This window comes from Phaeobacter sp. S60 (assembly GCF_000826845.1).
GTDB lineage: Bacteria > Pseudomonadota > Alphaproteobacteria > Rhodobacterales > Rhodobacteraceae > Phaeobacter > Phaeobacter piscinae.
The window spans coordinates 25,871-44,562 of the sequence record NZ_JSWJ01000018.1; the positions used below are offsets into that span (position 1 = coordinate 25,871).

Genomic DNA, 18,692 nt, shown 5'->3' on the forward strand with positions numbered 1-18,692 from the left:
GCTCAGAGACCGGCGGCTTTGGTCAGGTTCACCCGGAACCGGTCCCGGCGGCGCTGATAGCGGCGGGTCATCTCGGCGGAAGCGTGGCCGAGGTGTTTCTGGACGTAGCGCTCGTCGACTTCGGCGGAGCTGGCGAGACCGGCGCGCAACGAATGGCCGGAGAACAGCGCCAGGCGGTCTTTCTCAGGCAGGTCCGACCGGATGCCGGCGTCGAGCACGGTGCGCTTGATCAGGCGCGCGACGTGTTTGTCGTTGAGGCGTGTCTCCAGCGCCTTCTTGCCGTCCCGCGAGGTGCCGACAAAGATTGGGCCAAAGTCGATCTTGGCGAAGTGCAGCCATTGTTCGAGCGCATGGACAGGGCAGGTCTGATCCTTGGAGCCGCGGCCGATCTCGACCTCGCGCCAGCCGGTCTTGGCATTGAGGGTGAGCAGGGTGCCCTTGTCGAACACTTCAACCCAGCCGCCCGAGTCCGGCGTGTCGTCCTTGTGGACATCGAGGCTGACGATTTCCGAGCGACGAAGGCCGCCGGCGTAGCCCAGCAGCAGGATCGCGCGATCCCTGAGGCCGCGCAGGTCAAAAGGCAGGGTGGCCACCATCGCAAGGATGTCATCGGCCAGGATCGCTTCCTTTTGCACCGGCGGACGGGCGTGTTTGCGTTTGATCCCGGCCAGCACGGTGGCGATATGGCGGTTCTTGCGATCGAGGGCAAAGCCGCGCTGCGCATAGTTCCAGGCGAGGCCCGACAGGCGGCGGTCGATGGTGCTGACCGATAGGGCAGGGGAGGGGCCCGCTCCGGACGCCAGGTCCGCAAGGTAGAGCCCGATCATTTCGGGCGACGGGGGCAGAGTCTCCGCGCCCTTCATCCGGCACCAGCGCGCGAAATGCGCCCAGTCTTTCGCATAGGCCTTCAGCGTATTGTCCGAGGCCGCGGCGCGCGCATAGTCGCGCGCGGTATCCACCAGCCGATCGAGCGTGCCTGAACCAGCCACAAAGGAAGGAAGGCTCAAAGCCTCGCTGCTGGGATGATCTCTCTCGTTGTTCTCGCTGACCGAAGGCCCATTTGGCGGCTTTGAGATCGATTTCTCGTTGTTTTCTGACATGTCGCTGAGCATATTCTTTGGTGTCCGATAATGCAAACTTATTGGACATAACATAATGATACAAGGCGGGGCGGTTTGCACATCATATTGTGGACGAAAGCGCCGCGCGAGACTAGTGTAGTGGCATGACATATCAGCCCGCCACCATCTCTGACGACCTGAGCACCCTACCGCAGCTACCCGGCTGGGTCACCTCCGGTCCTGTCGAAACCCTTGAAACTGTGGCCTTTCGGTCGGGAGCCGCGCTGACGGTGCTCGATCAGCTGGTTTCCGATCCGCGGTATGGCGTGCCGGTGAAGCTGCTCGCCAATCGACTGGCGCTGAGAGCCGCAACCGCCACCTCGAAACTGGAAGGTCGCCTGGCGCGGGAGGCCGATATCCGCGACGCCTACCATCTGACGCCACCCGGCGAGGCGCGGGGGCCCGACGGCGATCTTCTGGTGTTCTGGCGCGAGAGTTCGCGGGCGCGCCCGGGTGAGATCGCTGACTTGGTTGGAGCGGAGTATGCGGGCGAGGTGGGTGTCTGGCTTGACGTGGGATTGGAACGCGCACGGACCCATGGTCCGTTGTCGGGTTGCGTCGCAGCCCTGGGCGCCGTGCTCGAGGCCGACGACCGGGCAGAGCGCACCGCCTGCCTGTTCTCGGACGTCGTCCTTGCGCGGGCGCTGAACTGGAAGCAGGTGCTGCCTGTGACTGCGCAGCGTTTGACAAAGGCCGTTCTGCGCGACCTGACTGCAGAAGGGCAGGGGGCCGATCTGGCGGTCGAGGTGCGGGTCCTCGAGGCTATCGAAGAGTCGATCCGGGTGGCGCGGGATCTGGCCCGACGCGCCGAGACCCTTCGCGCCGTTGCGCCGAAGCTACGGGCCAAAGGATCGGACGCGGCGGTCGCGCTGTTCCTGACCGAGGATGCCGTGGCGCCTGCGTCGATGCTGTCTCCTTGCATTCGCGGCACCTCGATCCCCATGACTGACCGCGCCGCGCGGCGGTTTTGCGACCGGCTGGTCGAGCTCGGAGTTGCACGGGAACTGACTGGACGACCGACCTTCCGGCTCTACGGGATCGCATCATGACGACCACGACCAGGAAACGGAAACCGGCGAAGGAGGGCGGCGCTGTCTTTGACCGGGAGCTCGACGACCTCCCGCAGGAGCTCCGCTGGCGCGAATGGATGGGTCGGGTCGAGGCGGTGCTCTTCGCCAGTGCGTCGCCGGTCGGCCGCGACGAGCTGGCCCGCGTGGTAGGGCAGGGAGCCTCGGTCGAGATGGTGATCGACGACATCCAGGCCGAGCTGACCGGTCGTCCCTACGAACTCGCGCAGGTGGCCGGCGGTTGGATGTTCCGAACGAGGACGCAGTTCGCGGACGCGATCAAGGCTGCTGCCGATCTGGGCGAGCAGTCGCTTGCCTTCACCGAGATGGAGATGGGTTTACTTTGCGCCATCGCCTATCATCAGCCGATCGACCGGGCGGGCCTGGCCGACATCTTCGGCAAGGAGGTCAGCCGCGACCTGTTGGCCCGGCTGCGCTACAAGGACCTGATCGCCAGCGGACCGCGCTCGCCGCGGCCGGGCGCGCCGCATACCTTCGTAACCACGGAGACCTTCCTGGTGACCTTCGATCTGCAGAGCCTGCGGGATCTGCCGGAGCTGGAAGTTGTCGAGCCGTCCAATCTTGCTGGTTAGATGAGGTCGTCCAGATCTCGATTATTTAGTTCGCTTTCAGAAGCGGACTCCACGCGTGCTTCCAATGCCTCTTGAGATTCACCGACCGCAGCCGGTTTGAGATAGGGTACGATATCTGCGAATTGTCGATGGACTTCACGCCGCGACCATTTGGCTGACCACATAAGTGATCCAAACGAGGCCATCTCAGCATTTGAAAATCCCCGCCTCACGCAACGATTGGCGAACGCCATCGCTGTACACGGTTCCGTCTTTTCCTCGGAATGCACGTTGACATGACCCTGAAGGATTTGAAGCGGCGCCCCCATGAGATGGGCGAGATCAGGAACAAGCCTAATCACGAATTTTCGGGCACTGGTAGAACGTTTTTTGTCGCGTGTTTTGTCTGAAAGCCGCTTCTGAATTTGCATGAGAGGTGCGCCGTTCATCCAGTCCTGCAAGGCTGCGCGAAGCTTCGGAAGAGAAAAGGATGCACGGGAACGATCATCTTTGAGCTTCTTGATTTCCGTTCCGAAGAGATACTCTAGGGTTTCCAACTTAACCAAGCGAACGAGGTATTGCGGTTTAACCATCAGCCACTCAAAGACCCAATCGCACAGGCTGTCGACTGTTTCGAAGTTTCGAAAACCGTGCATGTCGAGCGCCTTTGACATGTCGTCCAGGATATCCTCCGGCAACCCCAACATGGATGCAGTGTTGCGCAAAGACAGCTGCTCGACGGGCAAGTCTCCGTCATCACTCTTCAGCAGTGAAAGGGCTGCGGAGGTTCTGCTCTCAACCCAGTCTTCATCCGCATCTTGACGTTTACGATAAGCCGCGAAGCTCCTAGCGAGGCCAAGTCGTATGTCCACTTTTCCATCGTCGCCTTGATCAGTTTCAGCCAAGCGCGCGACGACGTAGCGCTCCAGGTCACCGATGTCTGTTGCGCTGTCGTGGATGCGGTCCATCAGGGCCGTGAATGGATCGTCCAATACCAAACACTGATCGGTTTGCCCAAATATGTCTCGCAGCCTACTCCATCTTGAACCGATCCTGTTCTCTGCATCGTCCAGGCCAACGACCTGGCCTGGAATGACTAGAACGATACCGGTTGCGCTTTCACCGGCCCGCCCGGCACGGCCGGCTGCGTTCAGCAGGTCCTCTGGATTCAAAAGGTCCTTCCGACCGGAAGATGCGTCGAACTGGCTGTCCTCCGCAATGATGACCAGGTCCGCAGGCAAGTTCATACCCTGGCCGAGCGTCGGGGTTGCTGCGAGCACCGCCAACGTACCCTGGCGCTTGTACAGTGCCTCCACCAATTGGCGCTCCTCAGGAAGCAATTGTCCATGGTGGGTCGCAGCCTGGGATGCCAATTTTCCATCCACTAGAGTCAAGTACAGCTGATCAGCACCACCCATTTCATCGACGGAAATCTCATACAGACGCTGCTCAGTTTCAGTCAGTTCGACACTACACTCATCAAGTGCTGCCCCAGCCTTTTCTGATATAGAAAAGGCATTCGGTATGGATTGAGAAAAGACGAGAGTTCGTAGCCCTGCTCCAGCGGCTGCAGCAGCGACTGAAGATGCAACGACACCGGAGTTGGGCGTCACTTTCCAGAACTTGTTTGTCGAAAGCTGAAGTGTTTCGTTCAAGAGTGGTACAAGAGCATAGTCGCGGCGAACCTGTGACGCCCATGTCTGCTTCACGCTGAAGAACGCGTTTGGTTTTGCCGTCAGCTTGCGCTTTACCGCAGCAGGAACCCCCGCAGTGGAGCTTTTTGCGCGAGCATTCCGCAAGAGTTTTCGCAGGTCAGCAAGTCTCTTTTCATCGTAAACGACGCATCCCCTTAGTTGCCGGGTTGGTTTCCATGCATTGTCGAGAGCAAGAGAGTTTCTACCTGTCAGCTCCGCCAGCCAACCGCTCAGTTCATATGTGTTCTTCATCATAGCCGACATCAGGACGATATCGGCGTCCGGTACAACGCGGGTAAACCCCAAGATGCATAGCATCGCGTCGATTGCTCTCCGGTCTCCGTCAGTGCTCGGATGCATCAGATGACATTCATCGAAGATCAAAAGACCGACGTCATCAAACCGCTCTGGTTCCATATGACTGGTAAGGAGACAGGCTTCTGGAGTCATCACCATGACGTCCGGCAACTCGTCGCTATCCCCAGAAAACCCGAATTCGTCCATACGTTCACCGCGAACGGTTGCCCGCGGAAATGCACCGCGCAGGTCCCGTGCTGTCTGATCAACGAGAGCGTGCGTAGGAGCTAGGAATACCGCCTTGCGCCCGGATAACAAAGTTGCATGAATTTTGAGTTGTGCGGTCGTCGACTTCCCGGCTCCAGTGGGGAACCCTATCGCAGCAGATGTGCCAATCTTGAGGTACCCTTGGGCGACGGCGTCCTTGTGATTACGCCACAGATACGGGCGCGTCTCGGCAACCGTTTTCATGGCCTCGGTCCAACGATCCTCAGGTACGCCATCCGGAGGCGGTAGGTTAACGACGGCGCTTTCCATCAGGGCGGAGCCTGCAGCGATCAAGAGACTGGCCAAATGGAACGGTCCGGGAAAGACAGCGATTGCACCTTCGGGGAATGTATCCTCCAGATCTGATGCGCCGGCGGCGAGCGACTTTACTTCAGAGAAGACTGCAATTGGATCGACCATCCCCCTCACTCGACGCCCTTGCAGCACGAAGGCCAAGGCTCGCACACCTCGCAAGAGTCGATAGTAGAGCGCTGCATTGGCTCGCTCGCCACCGGTACCCGAGACGAGTCGGTCTTGGGGCGGTCGCTTTCGATTCCGAATACGACCAACTTGTCCTTTTGCGAGCATGATCAAGTGAAGAATCAGTTCCGACTGCAGCCAATCGCCGCTCGGGATGCGGATAGAGTCTGCCACCTCAGCAGCATCAGCCGATGCCCCGGCTACCAAGAACAGGAGCATTGCCGAAACATCCGGACTGATCGCATTCGGCGATACAAATGAAACTGGCTGGTCCGAGTCCCGTAGAGCGATCGCTTGATGAACCAACTGATAAGCCGTTGCGGCAACAAAGCCTGCCGCTGCCCGGTTTTCTCTATCGGGATTAATGGCTACCAATGCTTCATTGGTCTGCGCCAACCGGCGTGCAAATCGAATTGTGTCCTCGAGAAGCTCTTCCCCATTTTCACTCTCGCGAAGCAGTACCCTTGCCGATACGATCTCGGCGAAAGCACGTGCAAGTCGGTCAGGCAAACCTTCGCGGTCCAGGTCGGGCAAGTCTGGGGTGGACCTGATGAGTTCGGACGTTGCGGGATCATACATTGGCTGCCGCCTCGGCACTGTCGATCTTGACGAGCGCTTTCTCCGCTACACAATCTATCCAGTCGCGAACGTCTTCCAAAACTAAGGTTTCGGCGCGCCGGCGTGCTACGTCACCCAGTACAGACTTCTCATACCCTTCGAACAAGCCCTTGCGTCCCTTTGCCGATGCATATTTGCCACCAACGGTCACCGCCACGCGGTATGCCCGTTTTTCATTCCATAGAATATCGGCAACAGTCCCGTCGGGGTCTGGGTCTCTGGATACCTCAAGTAGCGAAGTTACCGACGCAATGAGTTCGTTGTCTCGTCCGCCTGTTTCAAACTGCTCAAACTCCGGCCAGACCTTTGATTTAACTTGGTTCCGAGGGTTCTTGGTCGCCTTCTCTTCGCAGATGACAACATGGGCAATGCCGTCGCTGTCGAACTCAATAATGAGGCCATCCAACCCTTTGTCCGCTTTAATCATCTGTGGAGCCCGTATGAGAGCCTCATCGTCGAAACGGTGAGCGGCGATCCACGCAATGACCTGAAAAACCCAACCATCCCGATGGTAGGTCTTGTCGCCAGTGCCGACGGTCAAAAGCTTTCGCGCACCTTCGAAACCGCCTTTGGGATAGCGCGCGGGCAAATCGCCTGTGGCGCGCAATATGCGCTCCACTGTTCGCGACTGACCTATTGCGACGCGGGCCAGGAGCTCAGCAAGCTGGTCCTCGTCCTCAATCGTCCAAGTGGAGCCCGACCAACAATCTTTCTGCCGTATTGGGGTTAGGGTTACTGGCATGAGCTAGACGCGCAACTCAGCGATGTCGATCAGGCTTGGCGTCTTAACGGTAGCTGCAGAATGAGTGTTTCTCATCGTCGGACTCGCTCAAATGTAGAACTTGAATGGCTGGCGTTCGGCGTCATTGGCGCTTCCCATGACCAGAACATATTTATTTGTCATTGCGCTGCCCTTGTCTCGGCCAGAAAAGCTGCAAACGGTCGAATATCTTCCCTCACGCTCGCTGTCTCTAAAGCGGCCATGTAAGCCGCGCGCTGTTCGAGCTTGATGACTGTCCATGGTTGCCCGGCAGCGGCCATCATGACGTTCATCAGAAAGCGCGCTATTCGACCGTTCCCGTCCAGGAACGGATGGATAAATACGAAGATGAAATGTCCAAGGACGATCCGAACAGTCGGGTCATCTTCCGCCTTGAGTAGGTCGAAGAAGACCGGCATGCAGTCTCGAACTGCCTCAGGACTCATTGGGACATGCTGGGATTGCCGAATGTACACAGGGGACGATCGGTAGCCTGCAAGTTGAGAGGCCTTCAGGATGCCCGCTGTGACAGACGGTGCGAATAGGTTGCGATACCAATCACTCAGATCGCGCTCAACAACCTCACCCGCGTCAGCACCTTCCAGAACTGCCCGAATGCTTTCCTTCACTCTCTGAAATGCTTCCCAATATCCACGCGCTGCAAGGGCGTCTTTCAGCGCTCGGTCTTGCTCATCTGTTTCTGGGTTCCAGGTCCCCGAACGCACTTTGTCAATCAGTTCCGGCGAGACACGATAGCCCTCAATGGAGAGCGAATGATACGCATCCGTGACATAGATTTCGTCGATCTGCTTGAGATAGGCGTCGATGTCATTGGTGATGGGTTGGGCCTTTGGAAAGAGATCAATAACATCGTCGCGCATGCTCTCCCACTTCAAGCGGATGCGATGCACGTGGGGCGAGGTGATCCGCCCGGCGTTTGGCACAAGAATCGACTGCTCAAAGGGGTTGATCTCGCGAACGTCATGCGAAGCGGCTTTCATCGCCGCAAGGATTTCGTCTGCGACCTTTTCGGACCCGATGCTTCTAAAAGCACCAGCAAGCCTGCCGGCCGCTCGCGTGTGCCCCCCGTCCAACAGCTTGCCAAGCAGCCGTGAGGCATCCGGCATCATAGCAAGCACAGTGCGCGCTTCTGTCGGATGGTTTTGGAAGAAGACCTCGGGAACGAGGATTAGGGCATCCTCGACGGAGAATAGGCGTAAATTGTCGACGATTTCGAGCGCCTCATCTGACGCGATCGTTGCGCGCGTCTCAAAAAGCGACGTGTTGTGGGGCAGATCGGTCTTAGAGTTTCCGCCCTTGACCGCTCTTACCAATAGCTGAGCAGGAACTGTCGTGTTTCCAGCATGTATGATGAGGGACTGTTCAGGAGACAGAGACCAGTCAGTGCCAAACCGATCTGACAGGTATTGTGCGCAGAATCCCCAAAACGATGTGTACCATGCTGTGCTCTCACCGGCGTTTTCATCGGGGCGTGATGGGATGTACCAGCCCTTCATGACTTCCTTCAGGAAGCCTGCCTTCAGCAGCCGTTCGCGGTGAGTGCGTGACATGTCTTTGGAGCGAATGGCAATCGAACCACCAGACTGTAGTGTCTCGAGCTCTTCCAAGGAGCTTGCAAGCTTCTCTGCGGCACTCGGCATAATTATTCGGCTCCGTTCGAGATTTAGGTTTTAGCGTCGTACATGATTTAGGTGTATGTGTCGAACGATCTTTAGGGTTTTGTGATGCGCAAATCTTAGGTTTTAGTGTTATTGGCCCCTCCTGCCCTTTGGTCAGGACCGCGCCCTACTCGGTCGGCTGCGCGCAGCCGCCCTCCCCGAGCTGAAACGCCGCCTCTCCCTGCGACGTGCCGCTGGCCGCGCCGTCTCCTCCGGAGCCAGCCCGACCAGCCGTCGCACGGTCGTGGTAACGCTTCATCTCGGCCATTCGGTAACGGTCGCTGGGGCGGGCGTGTGACATCAGTGATCACGTACCTCGCGTCTCGGCCGCTGTTGGTCCTCGCTTTGCCGGACACGCAGCTCCGCGCCGCGATCATGGGTCGCAAACGATGTCCGACGACCGCCGGATTGCATTGACCGAAGCTGGCAGAAGGCCGGTGATGGTCGTGCTGTGCAAACCCAAGCTATCGGGTTGCCGTAGAGGGTCAGTTCGAAATCCCGGTGATCCGAACAGGTTGTCGAAGCTTCGACGTTCTCCATGCTGCGCTTCAAGACAACACACATCGGGTTGCCACGGAAACCAGCCGTCGTGGCACGTGAGGCAGGGACAGCAAAGCTCTGACTGGTCGGGATTCGGATCGGGGCAAGAGGACAGAGAAGACATCGCCCGCCCTGCAGCGCCTCCCTCGGCCGTTCCCCTACCTTCCTTCGCCGCCACCGCTCTTCTCCTTTTGTCTGAGTTGCATGACATGCTGGTCGCAGCTGTCGCCCCGTCCACAAAGGTTGTCGCCGATCTTTTTCCCTTGCCCCTGCGGGCCATTCCTCGCGGAGCAAAAAGACCGGCGCCTGCCCCTCTCCGCTGCGCTCCGCCTGCGGTGTGGCCGGGCCTTGGCCAGCTGCAAGGTGACCATCATTGCAACGCAAACAAGGAGAAGAGCAATGACCACGAACTGCATCAAATTCACCAGCGCCGACATCGAAACCGCCAAGGGGGTCGGCTCCATCTCGACCCTGACCTTCGACCTCGACATCACGGTCGAACCCGTCGCAAGCGCGAACCCGATGGCCCCCACGCACCGCGTCCTCGGCCGCTCCCCGCGCGGCAAGCTGGTCGAGTGCGGCGGCATCTGGAAGAAACAGAACAAGGAGACCGGCGCCGACTACTACACGCTGACCATTCGCGACCACGGCTTCAACGCCAACCTCGGCAAGGCCGCGAACCAGGACGATCTGTCCCTGCAGGCCGTCATCCCCTGGGGGCCAAAGGACGCCGCCTAAGCCAACAGCCAGACCGCTCCGGCGGTCTGGCTTTTTCTCGTTTCAAGAAACGACAATGGTTCGGGTCCGAAACCCGTGTCTGAAGGTTGCGGCATATTCCGGACGACGTCGCCGTGGCGGGTAGGAAGCTGGATAGGTCGCAGATGCGGCTTTGATCTTTCTGTTCAGTGACAACGTGCATCGCGCGAACCCGAGTCGGAACCGAATGTCCGCAGGAAGAACTGGCGGCCCGCTGGGCGAGACAAGCGCTCCCCTTCCGCCGGTCGAGCAATCCGCGCCTGGGTCGTCTTGGCGAAGCTGCCAGGGGCGGCGAACTCACCCTGTGCCGCGTGGGTGTAGCCGCAGATCAACGTCATGTGTCCGGGGGACGAAGTATCACGTCAGGGCCACCGCCGCGCGCCTTTCCGTCGACCTGTTGGCCTTTCAGATCGCTAGCCCGGGGTCGAGCGGTCGGCAACGCCGGGGGCAGGTTTCTGGGCGGCTGACGCCTTGAGCGCTGCGGGGCATCGCTCACAACAAACCTGCCCCCGTCGTGCTCCATTTCATTCCGCCCCGTGCCGGGTGCAGCCCGCTCTCATGCCCCCGGTCTTTTCCACGATCCGTCCAACGACGATCAACGGAAAGGATCATATCATGACACTCGAACAATCCATCGACCTCGCCGAAATGCAAGCCGACATGGCCTTCGAGGCCTACCTCGCCGCCTTTGATGAAGACGCCCATCCAGAGACCCTCGACAGCCTCGAGACCGAGGCTCTGATCGCGCGCAGCCGCTACGACGACCTGTGCTCTCAGGGACTGGGTCACTGACCCAGACACCCCTGCGGGTCTTCGGATCCGCAGGGGTCTGACGTCGTCTCTCAGAAGCTCCGTGACGCCCTCAGGGGGTGTGACCCGCGCGATCCAGCGCGGGCCATTTTCGTGTGCCTGGTGCCCGATCCGTGACTGGCTCGCGCGCTCGGATTGCCTGACATCGCGTGCCGCCCGGGCGCAAGTTTCGGAAGCTTTCTCGACCTGGATGTCCTGCATCGATGAGGGTGGGACCCGTTCCATGTCGCGCCGCGGCGAGGGGTCTTGATGGCGTCCAATGCCTGCAAAAAGACACAACATGCAAAACGTAATATTGCGCAATGTGATGTATTGAATTATAAGCGAAGGAGAGAAGGAAGACGTTGGCAGGATATAGCCAATGTTTGCACATTTTGTCCGAGGGGTCTGAAGATGGGCCGAGCCCGCAAAAACCTGACGCTAGAGGCGCGCATCGAAGTGGCGCGGCGCTTTGCAGCGGGCGAGAGCGCGAAGGATCTGGCGGCGGCATTCGGCATCTCCCCGCGCCATGTGAACCGGCTCGCGAAAGAGGAGGCGGGCGAAGGGATCGCGGTGCGCGATCCAAGCGAGACGGTGGCGTTCCGGGCCAGTCGATCCGAGCTGGAGGCCTTCGATGCGGAGTGGCGCGCGCGGGGTTTTGCCAATCGGTCCCAGGCGCTCAATTCGGTGCTGCGCGGGCGGTGCGGGTTCCTCGATGTGCCGCGTGATTTGGTTTCGGAATTCTGCGTCGCATGGCGTCAGGCGAAGGACGTGAGCGACGCCGGACTGGTGCTCGCCAAGGCGGTGCATCGCGGTCGGCTGGAGATCTCGGAGGCGGACCGCGCGGTGCTGATCGAACTGCTCGATCTTGCGCAGTCCATGAGCCGTGAACTGGGCCGAATGAAAGATGCGGCGCAGGCGCTGCGTCATCAGGAGTGGCCGGAAAAGGAAGAAGGGCAGGGGGCGGAGAGCGCGGTTCTGGAGGATGGCCCGCGCACGATTGGGAGTGGCCTGAGGCTCGTCAGGAATGGCTGATCCGCTCGCCCTCTATACCTCGGTCATGGGGCGGCTCTGGGAGGATGAGCGCATCCGCGGCCAGGCCGCCGCGCGGATCGACGCGCGGCTGGCGGGGCGTCGGCAGGGTCGGAGTTTCGCGCGCGTCGGATCCATGTCGGCGCGCAACGCGCTGAAGGCGGCGTCGGGTCAGAGCCGTGCGGCGGTCTTCAAACGGATCCGGGCGGGGGGCTGCAAGACACGCGCCTCGCTCGGAGCGCAGCTCTCTTATATCAACGACAAGGCGGTCTATACCTACTCGACGATGACCAACGTGCTGACCGATGCAGCGGTGCTTTCCGAGGGGCAGAAAGAGGACATCATCGAGGATTGGGCCGGGGCTTGGCGCGGCTCGACCAAGCTCGGGTTCACCTCACACATGCTGCTGTCCTTCCCGACTGACGTGACGGTCGACCAGGTCCGCGACATCGCGATGGACTGGACGGAGCATTTCTTCGAAAGCGGCGAATATGGCGACCAGTGGGACTATGTCCTCGCGGTCCATGACGACCGGGCGCACAAGCATGCGCACATCATCCTGAATAATCGCGGCGTCGAGAAGGGTACCTGGTTTTCCTGCTGGGCCGAGGGCGTGATGTCGCCTCAGCTGATGCGTGAGAAGCAGGCCGAGATCGCGGAACGCTACGGCGTGATGCTCGACGCCACCACCCGGCTTGAGCGCGGTATTTTCGAGAAACCCGCCGGAATCGAAGAGATCTACCGCGCCAAGGAAGAGGCCCGCCTGCCGCGCGAGATCGTCATGACGGCCCAGGAATCCGCCATCGCGCAGGCGCAGGTGGTGGGCTTCGCCAAGGACTACAAGAACCTCGCCGACCTGCTGGATCGGATGGACCAGCGTCACATGGCACGTGCCGTACGCGGCATGGCGGACGGGCTTGGCTCGGGCACGCCGTGGAACTTCACCGAAGGAGAGATAGACATGAAGGACATCAAGACCGTCGGTGATGCGATCGACTATTCGGAGCGCACGATCGAGGCGCTGCGGCTCAAGGCCGAGGAACTGGACCCGGCCGAGCGCGCCGCTTTTGAAGCCAAGGCTGCGCCGATCATCGCGGACCTCTCGCAGATGGTGCCCGACCCGGAATTGCGCGCGCGGTTTGGCAAGCAGCTCGAGGAACCCTATCCGCCGGGGGCGGGCAGCGAAGTGCTGATCGCCTCGCTGCAGTCCGGCAATGACGAAGGGCTGCGCGATGTGCTCGAGCGCGCCGAGGAGGTGGGCATGGACAGTGAGGAGTTGGTGGCCCGGATCGCGGCGGGCGGCACGCGCAACTACGGTATGGCGCAGGACTGGGTCGAGCGGGACATGAACGCGGTGCTCGCAAAAGACGGTCTGAGCGTCGAGACCGCAAGTGACGACCAGCTCGATGCCGCGCTCGAGAAGGTCGACGGCGTGATGGACGCGCTGATGGAACGGGCGAAGGAACTGGGCGTCGAGATGGGCCGGACCCTCGCGGATGAGGAAGAGGCAACACTACCGCTCATCGACGAAGACGACCGGACGCCCAATCCCTACCTGCAGGACCTCGCTGACATGTTGCGCGACGGCAAGCTTACCGAGGAACAGGAAGAGACCATTGAACGGACCCTACAGTCCGAGCTCTTCAAGGAACTGGGCGAAGAGGGCTTGGCCGAACTCCGCCGCGGGAACTACGAGGTGCTGGACGCAGCCCTTCCGAGCAAGCTCGACCAGATCACCGTCACGCAGGAATTCCTCGAAATGACTTTTGAAGAAACTGGCGACCAGGTCTTCACCGACCGTGCCGCCGGGTTGCAGCGGGACAAGGCGACCGAAGTGGCACGGTTGCGCGGCCAGCAGGAGGTGCAGGAACTAGGCCGTGATCTTGGTCGCGCCAGAGAACTGGATCGTGGTCTCGATGACGAGATGGAATTCTGAAGGGGGATGACCACCATGACCAAGACACTTCCCCTCTGGGCCGCGTTCCTCTTCGGTGTGATCTGCGGCGCTGTCATCGGCACCATCGTTGCCGCCTTCTACCTGACCCTGGCCCTGAAAACCGGCTTTGCCAGCTTCGACATGCTGGCGCTCTGGAAGGCCAGCGCCGCAACACGCATGGCACATCCCGAGGCTTTCAAGGTGGGGTTTGGTGCCGTCGGCTTTGGGGCCATCGGTTTTGGCGCTCTGGCGCTTGCCTGGACCTGGAAGAAGGAGCGGGACGACTATGGCTCGGCCCATTGGCAGACCAAGGCGGAGCTGAAGAAGAACGACATGCTGCAGGCCCCGGGTAAGGGCTTTGTCTGCGGCAAGCTCGGTGCGCCGACCTCAAAGGCCGAGTTCATCTCTTCGACCTCCATCCCCCATGTGATGATGGTGGCCCCGACCCGTGCCGGTAAGGGTGTGGGTTTCGTGATCCCGAACCTCTTGAGCTTCGCGGGTTCGGTTGTGGTGCTCGACGTGAAGGGCGAGAACTTCGAGAAGACCGCGCGGCTCCGGGCGCTCAACGGCGATGAGGTTTATCGCTTCAGCCCCTTTGATTGGGCCAATGCCACGCATCGCTACAATCCGCTCTCCCGGATCGCCAAGGCACCGAGCTTCGCGCAGCGCTTCACCGAGGTCTCAATCCTGGCGGACCTCTTCCTCGACAAGGACAACAAGCAACTCGACACATTCTCCGAGGCCGGCAAGTCGATCTTTGTCGCGGCCTGCCTGCTGGCGATCCAGCGCGGCACGCCGAACCTTGGCGAGGTGAACAAGATCGTCGCCGGGGGCGAATACAAGAACGCCCAGTACAAGACCTATGCCGACGAGGCCGAGGAAGACATCCTGCGCGAGCTTTGGACCAACGCGGCCTCAGCCTCCTCGCGGCTTCTGACCTCGAACATCCAGGCGCTGATGACGGCCGGCCTCAAGCAATGGGACAACCCAGCGGTGCGCTCGGCCACCAAAGCTAGCGACTTCGATTTCTCGACTTTTCGGAAGCAACCGCAGTCGCTCTACATCGCGGTGTCCGAGGATCACATCGCGACGCTGGCGCCGCTCCTGCGTCTGATGTTCGCCGATCTCATCGCGTCGATCCGCCTGAATGAACCGGGTCCGGACGAGCCTTGGCCGGTCATGATGATGATCGACGAATTCCAGCAGATGGGGGCCATGCCCTATCTCGAACGCGCGATTCATTCGCTGGCGAGTTACGGTGGCCGCGTCGCGATGATCGCGCAGTCGCTGGCCTCGCTTGATCGGATCTACGGGCCTGAAGGCCGTGAAAGCCTCGAGAACGGGGCAGGGCTCAAGCTCTACATCACCCCGCGCGATCAGCGCACCGTGAAAGAGGTCTCTGCCGCCGTCGGCAGCACCACTCGCGAGGCGGTTACCCGGATGTATGGCCGCAATAAGGGCTTCCTGGGCGCAACCTCGACTTCGGCGCGGCTGGAAGAGCGACCGCTGCTTTCCGAGACCGAAGCGCGCCTCATGGATCCCGACGAGGTGATCATCCTCGCCTCGCCCCAGCACCCGATCAAGGCGAGCCGGATCAAATATTACGACGATCCCTTCTTCCAGGATATGCTCGCCCGCCAGGAGGACAAGCCGTTCCCCTATCCGCCGAGCGTTCAGGGCGTCGGGCCTTGGGGTGGCGATGGTCGTGACGAGGCCGATGCAGACGAGCAGGCGAAACCAGCCGAACGCGCGCCTGTCCGGGATCGCTCGCAGCGTCGCGAAGCGCGCACGATGAGTGTGATGGCGATGGAGGCCGGGCGCGGGCGGCCTGAGTCCGGGACGCTCGAGCGGGAAGCAGCTGTGCCGAAGGAGTGGGAAGCTGCGCTCGACCGTCAGGAGGATTTCATCGAGGAGTTGTTGGGTGGGTGAGGAAGGCTCCGTCGCCAATGGAACAGATCTGCCGTTCGACCGCCAATCTTCTCAGTGACCGCACATGTACTATTTATGGTTGCGAAATCGCGTCAAGCACCGGGCAGTCCGGTACACTCTCTCCCGAACATCGAGCCGCCGTCACTGAGAGCACTTTCTCTATACGTCTGAGGTCTGCGATCTTCGCCCGTACGTCCGCAAGGTGCCGCTCCGTCCGTTCCTTGACCTCGGCGCAGGTCGGCGCCGTGCCGTCTTCGAGCCCCATCAGCCCGCGAATGTCCTCCATCGAGAACCCGAGTTCGCGGGCACGCAGGATGAAGCGCAGGCGTGTGGCGTGCGCGACGGAGTAGATTCGGTAGCCAGCGGCGGTGCGGGGCGGGTCAGGCAGCAGGCCGGTCTTTTCGTAATAGCGGATCGTCTCGATGTTGCAGCCAGTCGCCCGGGCAAGATCGCCGCGTGTAAAGCCGCTCTCGCGCTCGTGATCGGTCATGGGCAAGTTTCCTCTTGAGCCTGTAGTTACTACAGACCCTACACCCATCGTCAATCACAGACGAGAGGTGCGCGACATGGCGCTGACAGACGAAAGAACGGACAGCGCGGACGGGGATCGCCCGGCCCGAAAGGGTTGGTTGGCGGCAGGTGGGATGCTCGGCGCGTTCCTCGCCTCGGCCTGCTGCATCGGGCCGCTGGTGTTGCTGACCCTTGGCATCTCGGGGGCCTGGATCGGCAACCTCACGGCGCTGGAACCCTACAAGCCGATCTTCGCCGTGATCGCGCTCGGCTTCATCGGGGCGGGTTTCTGGCAGGTCTATTTCCGCAAGCCGACCGTCTGCGAACCCGGCTCCTACTGCGCAAGGCCAGCCTCGGCGCGCATCACCAAGACCGCGCTCTGGGCTTCCCTGATCCTCGTCGTCGCCGCGCTCACCATCGACTGGTGGGCCCCGCTTCTCTACTGATCCTGAAAGGACATCCACATGAAGAAGATCCTTGCACTCGCCTTGTTCGGCCTGACCGCCGTTGTGCCGATCACCGCCATCCCTGTTGCCGCGCAGACCGTCGCCGCCGAGCAGACCGTTACATTCGCGGTCGACAACATGACCTGCGCGCTCTGCCCGATCACCGTGAAGCGCGCGATGGAAGGCGTCGATGGCGTGCGCGCCGTCGAGATCGACTTCGAGGCCCGCACGGCCACGGTTATCTTCGACACCGCCGCGACCAGCGCCGCCGTCATAGCAACGGCATCTGCCAATGCGGGCTACCCGGCGCGTGTCGCAGGCTAACGGGATGACCGAGCAGACCGACCACAAGCTGATCGCGACAGCTGTCGTCGGCACCGTCATCGCAGCGCTCTGCTGCTTCACGCCGATCCTGGTCGTTCTTCTCGGCGCCGTGGGCCTGTCGGCCTGGCTTGGTTGGCTCGACTATGTGCTGCTGCCCGCGCTCGCCTTTTTCGTCGCACAGACCGTGTACGCGGTCTGGAGACGGCAGCGGCGCCAGACCACTCGAACGGATGGATGACCTGATGAAAGACGATTGCTGCGCGCCCAAGGGCGATTTCGACCTTGCCGTGATCGGCGCCGGATCGGCCGGCTTCTCGGCCGCGATCACCGCCGCCGAGGGAGGCAAGCGCGTCGCGTTGATCGGCCATGGAACCATCGGCGGGACCTGCGTGAACGTGGGCTGCGTGCCCTCCAAGACGATGATCCGGGCCGCGGAAGCCCTGCACGGTGCGCAGACAGCACATCGGTTCCCGGGCCTGAACGGCGAGGCGCAGGTCGCCGACTGGTCGGCGCTGGTTGCGGCCAAGGACGATCTTGTCGCGACACTGCGCCAGAAGAAGTACGCCGACCTGCTGCCGGGCTACGAGGGCGTCAGCTATCTCGACGAGGGTCCGGCGCGGATCGTCCCCGGCGGGGTCGAGGTCGGCGGGCGCAGGATCACGGCTCCCAAGGTGATCGTCGCGACCGGTGGCCGACCCGCCGTGCCCGACATCCCTGGGATCCAGGACGCACCAACGCTCGATAGCACGTCGCTGCTGGAACTGGACCGGTTGCCCGCAAGCCTGATCTTCCTCGGCGGCGGCTATATCGGCGTGGAACTCGCGCAGATGATGGCGCGAATGGGCACCCGCGTTACGATCGTCTGCCGCTCGCGCCTGTTGCCGCGCACCGAGCCGGAGGTGTCCGAGGCTCTGACCGAGGCTTTGCGCGCCGAAGGTCTTACCATCCTCGATGGCGCGACCTATCACGCCGCGCGGCGCGACGGGGACCTTGCGGTGCTGACCGTGACGGTGGACGGCGCGGAGCGCGAACTGACAGCCGACCGCCTCGTCCTGACGACGGGACGCGCGCCCAACACCGAGGGGCTGGGCCTGACCGAGATGGGCGTCGAGACCGACGCACACGGTGCGATCCGGGTTGGCGACGACATGCAGACCGCGAAGCCCGGCATCTTCGCCGCCGGTGACGTCACCGATCGCGACCAGTTCGTCTACATGGCCGCCTATGGCGCCAAGCTCGCGTCCCGCAACGCCGTTCTGGGCGGGGCGGAGCGCTACGACAACGCCGCGATGCCCTGGGTGGTGTTCACCGATCCGCAGGTCGCCGGCGTCGGCCTGACCGAGGCGCAGGCGCGCGCGGCGGGTCATGACGTCAAGACCAGCGTGCTGACCCTCGACAACGTGCCCCGCGCGCTCGCCGCCCGCGACACGCGCGGCCTGATCAAGCTCGTCGCGGACCGGGCGACCGACCGACTTCTCGGCGGCGTGATCATGGCGCCGGAGGGGGCAGACACTGTCCAGACGCTCGCCATGGCGCTGAAGTTCGGCATGACGACAAAGGCGCTCGGCGAGACGATCTTCCCCTATCTCACGACGGTCGAGGGATTGAAGCTCGCCGCGCAAACCTTCGACAAGGATGTCGCAAAGCTGTCGTGCTGCGCGGGGTGAGCGGGTCCCGGCACACATCAGTTTCACAGTCTCCGAAATAGATCATGAGCCACAAACACGATCTGCCGCCTCTTGGAACCGGCAAGGCGGCATAGTCGCCGCGACGCGGGTAAGGGCCGGTGGCCCAAGCGTGGAAGTCGTCAACTTCCTTGCGTTCGGCGGGAGCTGGGCGCCAAAGGGATGTGACTCGAAGAGGATAACGATCTGC

General features: G+C 61.5%; 16 protein-coding genes. 11 read left to right on the forward strand and 5 right to left on the reverse strand.

What is annotated here, in order from left to right:
- Positions 1-2 precede the first annotated feature (2 nt).
- Entirely contained in the window at positions 3-1,112 is a 1,110-nt protein-coding gene (locus OO25_RS16550; protein ID WP_008335646.1) for a tyrosine-type recombinase/integrase, read from the reverse strand.
- Between the two features lie 113 nt (positions 1,113-1,225).
- Here OO25_RS16550 and OO25_RS16555 point away from each other — a divergent pair, with 113 nt between their 5' ends.
- On the forward strand, positions 1,226-2,170 hold the full coding sequence (locus OO25_RS16555; protein WP_040181263.1) for a DUF1403 family protein: 945 nt from the start codon (positions 1,226-1,228) through the stop codon (positions 2,168-2,170).
- Entirely contained in the window at positions 2,167-2,781 is a 615-nt protein-coding gene (locus OO25_RS16560; protein ID WP_037930937.1) for an SMC-Scp complex subunit ScpB, read from the forward strand. Before OO25_RS16555 ends, OO25_RS16560 begins: the two co-directional genes overlap by 4 nt.
- Here OO25_RS16560 and OO25_RS16565 read toward each other — a convergent pair.
- The 3 genes from OO25_RS16565 to OO25_RS16575 all read right to left on the reverse strand — a co-directional run bounded on the left by OO25_RS16565 (position 2,778) and on the right by OO25_RS16575 (position 8,537).
- The gene (locus tag OO25_RS16565) at positions 2,778-6,077 is read right to left on the reverse strand and encodes a DEAD/DEAH box helicase (RefSeq protein WP_037930934.1); all 3,300 of its coding nucleotides are present in this window, start codon (positions 6,075-6,077) and stop codon (positions 2,778-2,780) included. The genes OO25_RS16560 and OO25_RS16565 overlap by 4 nt on opposite strands.
- Entirely contained in the window at positions 6,070-6,723 is a 654-nt protein-coding gene (locus OO25_RS16570; protein ID WP_224769587.1) for a hypothetical protein, read from the reverse strand. Before OO25_RS16570 ends, OO25_RS16565 begins: the two co-directional genes overlap by 8 nt.
- A 293-nt stretch (positions 6,724-7,016) precedes the next feature.
- Positions 7,017-8,537 (reverse strand): Fic family protein, encoded by a 1,521-nt coding sequence (locus OO25_RS16575; RefSeq protein WP_009827239.1) that lies wholly within the window; start codon positions 8,535-8,537, stop codon positions 7,017-7,019.
- A 957-nt stretch (positions 8,538-9,494) separates the two neighbouring features.
- Here OO25_RS16575 and OO25_RS16580 point away from each other — a divergent pair.
- The 5 genes from OO25_RS16580 (at position 9,495) to OO25_RS16600 (ending at position 15,537) form a co-directional block, all read left to right on the forward strand.
- Positions 9,495-9,833 carry a DUF736 family protein gene (locus OO25_RS16580; protein ID WP_008335621.1) on the forward strand — a complete coding sequence of 113 codons (339 nt, stop codon included), beginning with the start codon at positions 9,495-9,497 and terminating at the stop codon, positions 9,831-9,833.
- A gap of 633 nt (positions 9,834-10,466) precedes the next feature.
- Positions 10,467-10,643, forward strand: coding sequence for a hypothetical protein (locus OO25_RS23005; protein WP_169741859.1), 177 nt, complete (start codon positions 10,467-10,469; stop codon positions 10,641-10,643).
- 411 nt (positions 10,644-11,054) lie between these two features.
- Positions 11,055-11,675 (forward strand): helix-turn-helix domain-containing protein, encoded by a 621-nt coding sequence (locus tag OO25_RS16590; RefSeq protein WP_040181269.1) that lies wholly within the window; start codon positions 11,055-11,057, stop codon positions 11,673-11,675.
- Positions 11,668-13,608, forward strand: coding sequence for a relaxase/mobilization nuclease domain-containing protein (locus tag OO25_RS16595; protein WP_040181271.1), 1,941 nt, complete (start codon positions 11,668-11,670; stop codon positions 13,606-13,608). The genes OO25_RS16590 and OO25_RS16595 overlap by 8 nt, the downstream gene beginning before the upstream one ends.
- 15 nt (positions 13,609-13,623) lie before the next feature.
- Positions 13,624-15,537 carry a type IV secretory system conjugative DNA transfer family protein gene (locus OO25_RS16600; RefSeq protein ID WP_040181365.1) on the forward strand — a complete coding sequence of 638 codons (1,914 nt, stop codon included), beginning with the start codon at positions 13,624-13,626 and terminating at the stop codon, positions 15,535-15,537.
- Between the two features lie 73 nt (positions 15,538-15,610).
- Here OO25_RS16600 and OO25_RS16605 read toward each other — a convergent pair whose 3' ends face one another.
- Positions 15,611-16,027 (reverse strand): helix-turn-helix domain-containing protein, encoded by a 417-nt coding sequence (locus OO25_RS16605; protein WP_040181272.1) that lies wholly within the window; start codon positions 16,025-16,027, stop codon positions 15,611-15,613.
- Between the two features lie 76 nt (positions 16,028-16,103).
- Between OO25_RS16605 and OO25_RS16610 the strand changes: the two genes are divergently transcribed.
- Genes OO25_RS16610 through merA form a run of 4 tightly spaced genes read left to right on the forward strand, consistent with a single transcriptional unit; the run spans position 16,104 to position 18,484 of the window.
- The gene (locus tag OO25_RS16610) at positions 16,104-16,493 is read left to right on the forward strand and encodes a mercuric transporter MerT family protein (protein ID WP_040181274.1); all 390 of its coding nucleotides are present in this window, start codon (positions 16,104-16,106) and stop codon (positions 16,491-16,493) included.
- Between the two features lie 18 nt (positions 16,494-16,511).
- On the forward strand, positions 16,512-16,817 hold the full coding sequence (locus OO25_RS16615) for a heavy-metal-associated domain-containing protein (protein WP_040181275.1): 306 nt from the start codon (positions 16,512-16,514) through the stop codon (positions 16,815-16,817).
- A 4-nt stretch (positions 16,818-16,821) separates the two neighbouring features.
- Positions 16,822-17,055, forward strand: a complete 234-nt coding sequence (merF, locus tag OO25_RS16620; RefSeq protein WP_082035345.1) for a mercury resistance system transport protein MerF — start codon at positions 16,822-16,824, stop codon at positions 17,053-17,055.
- A 4-nt stretch (positions 17,056-17,059) separates the two neighbouring features.
- On the forward strand, positions 17,060-18,484 hold the full coding sequence (merA, locus tag OO25_RS16625) for a mercury(II) reductase (RefSeq protein ID WP_242407061.1): 1,425 nt from the start codon (positions 17,060-17,062) through the stop codon (positions 18,482-18,484).
- Positions 18,485-18,692: the final 208 nt, after the last annotated feature.

What these genes read in the sequence shown, in the direction of transcription:
- OO25_RS16580 (WP_008335621.1), top strand. Translation starts at nt 9,495, where the DNA reads ATGACCACGAACTGCATCAAATTCACCAGCGCCGACATCGAAACCGCC.
- OO25_RS16605 (WP_040181272.1), bottom strand. Translation starts at nt 16,027, where the DNA reads ATGACCGATCACGAGCGCGAGAGCGGCTTTACACGCGGCGATCTTGCC.
- OO25_RS16555 (WP_040181263.1), top strand. Translation starts at nt 1,226, where the DNA reads ATGACATATCAGCCCGCCACCATCTCTGACGACCTGAGCACCCTACCG.
- OO25_RS16590 (WP_040181269.1), top strand. Translation starts at nt 11,055, where the DNA reads ATGGGCCGAGCCCGCAAAAACCTGACGCTAGAGGCGCGCATCGAAGTG.
- OO25_RS16615 (WP_040181275.1), top strand. Translation starts at nt 16,512, where the DNA reads ATGAAGAAGATCCTTGCACTCGCCTTGTTCGGCCTGACCGCCGTTGTG.
- merA (WP_242407061.1), top strand. Translation starts at nt 17,060, where the DNA reads ATGAAAGACGATTGCTGCGCGCCCAAGGGCGATTTCGACCTTGCCGTG.
- merF (WP_082035345.1), top strand. Translation starts at nt 16,822, where the DNA reads ATGACCGAGCAGACCGACCACAAGCTGATCGCGACAGCTGTCGTCGGC.
- OO25_RS16560 (WP_037930937.1), top strand. Translation starts at nt 2,167, where the DNA reads ATGACGACCACGACCAGGAAACGGAAACCGGCGAAGGAGGGCGGCGCT.
- OO25_RS16610 (WP_040181274.1), top strand. Translation starts at nt 16,104, where the DNA reads ATGGCGCTGACAGACGAAAGAACGGACAGCGCGGACGGGGATCGCCCG.
- OO25_RS16600 (WP_040181365.1), top strand. Translation starts at nt 13,624, where the DNA reads ATGACCAAGACACTTCCCCTCTGGGCCGCGTTCCTCTTCGGTGTGATC.
- OO25_RS23005 (WP_169741859.1), top strand. Translation starts at nt 10,467, where the DNA reads ATGACACTCGAACAATCCATCGACCTCGCCGAAATGCAAGCCGACATG.
- OO25_RS16550 (WP_008335646.1), bottom strand. Translation starts at nt 1,112, where the DNA reads ATGCTCAGCGACATGTCAGAAAACAACGAGAAATCGATCTCAAAGCCG.
- OO25_RS16575 (WP_009827239.1), bottom strand. Translation starts at nt 8,537, where the DNA reads ATGCCGAGTGCCGCAGAGAAGCTTGCAAGCTCCTTGGAAGAGCTCGAG.
- OO25_RS16565 (WP_037930934.1), bottom strand. Translation starts at nt 6,077, where the DNA reads ATGTATGATCCCGCAACGTCCGAACTCATCAGGTCCACCCCAGACTTG.
- OO25_RS16595 (WP_040181271.1), top strand. Translation starts at nt 11,668, where the DNA reads ATGGCTGATCCGCTCGCCCTCTATACCTCGGTCATGGGGCGGCTCTGG.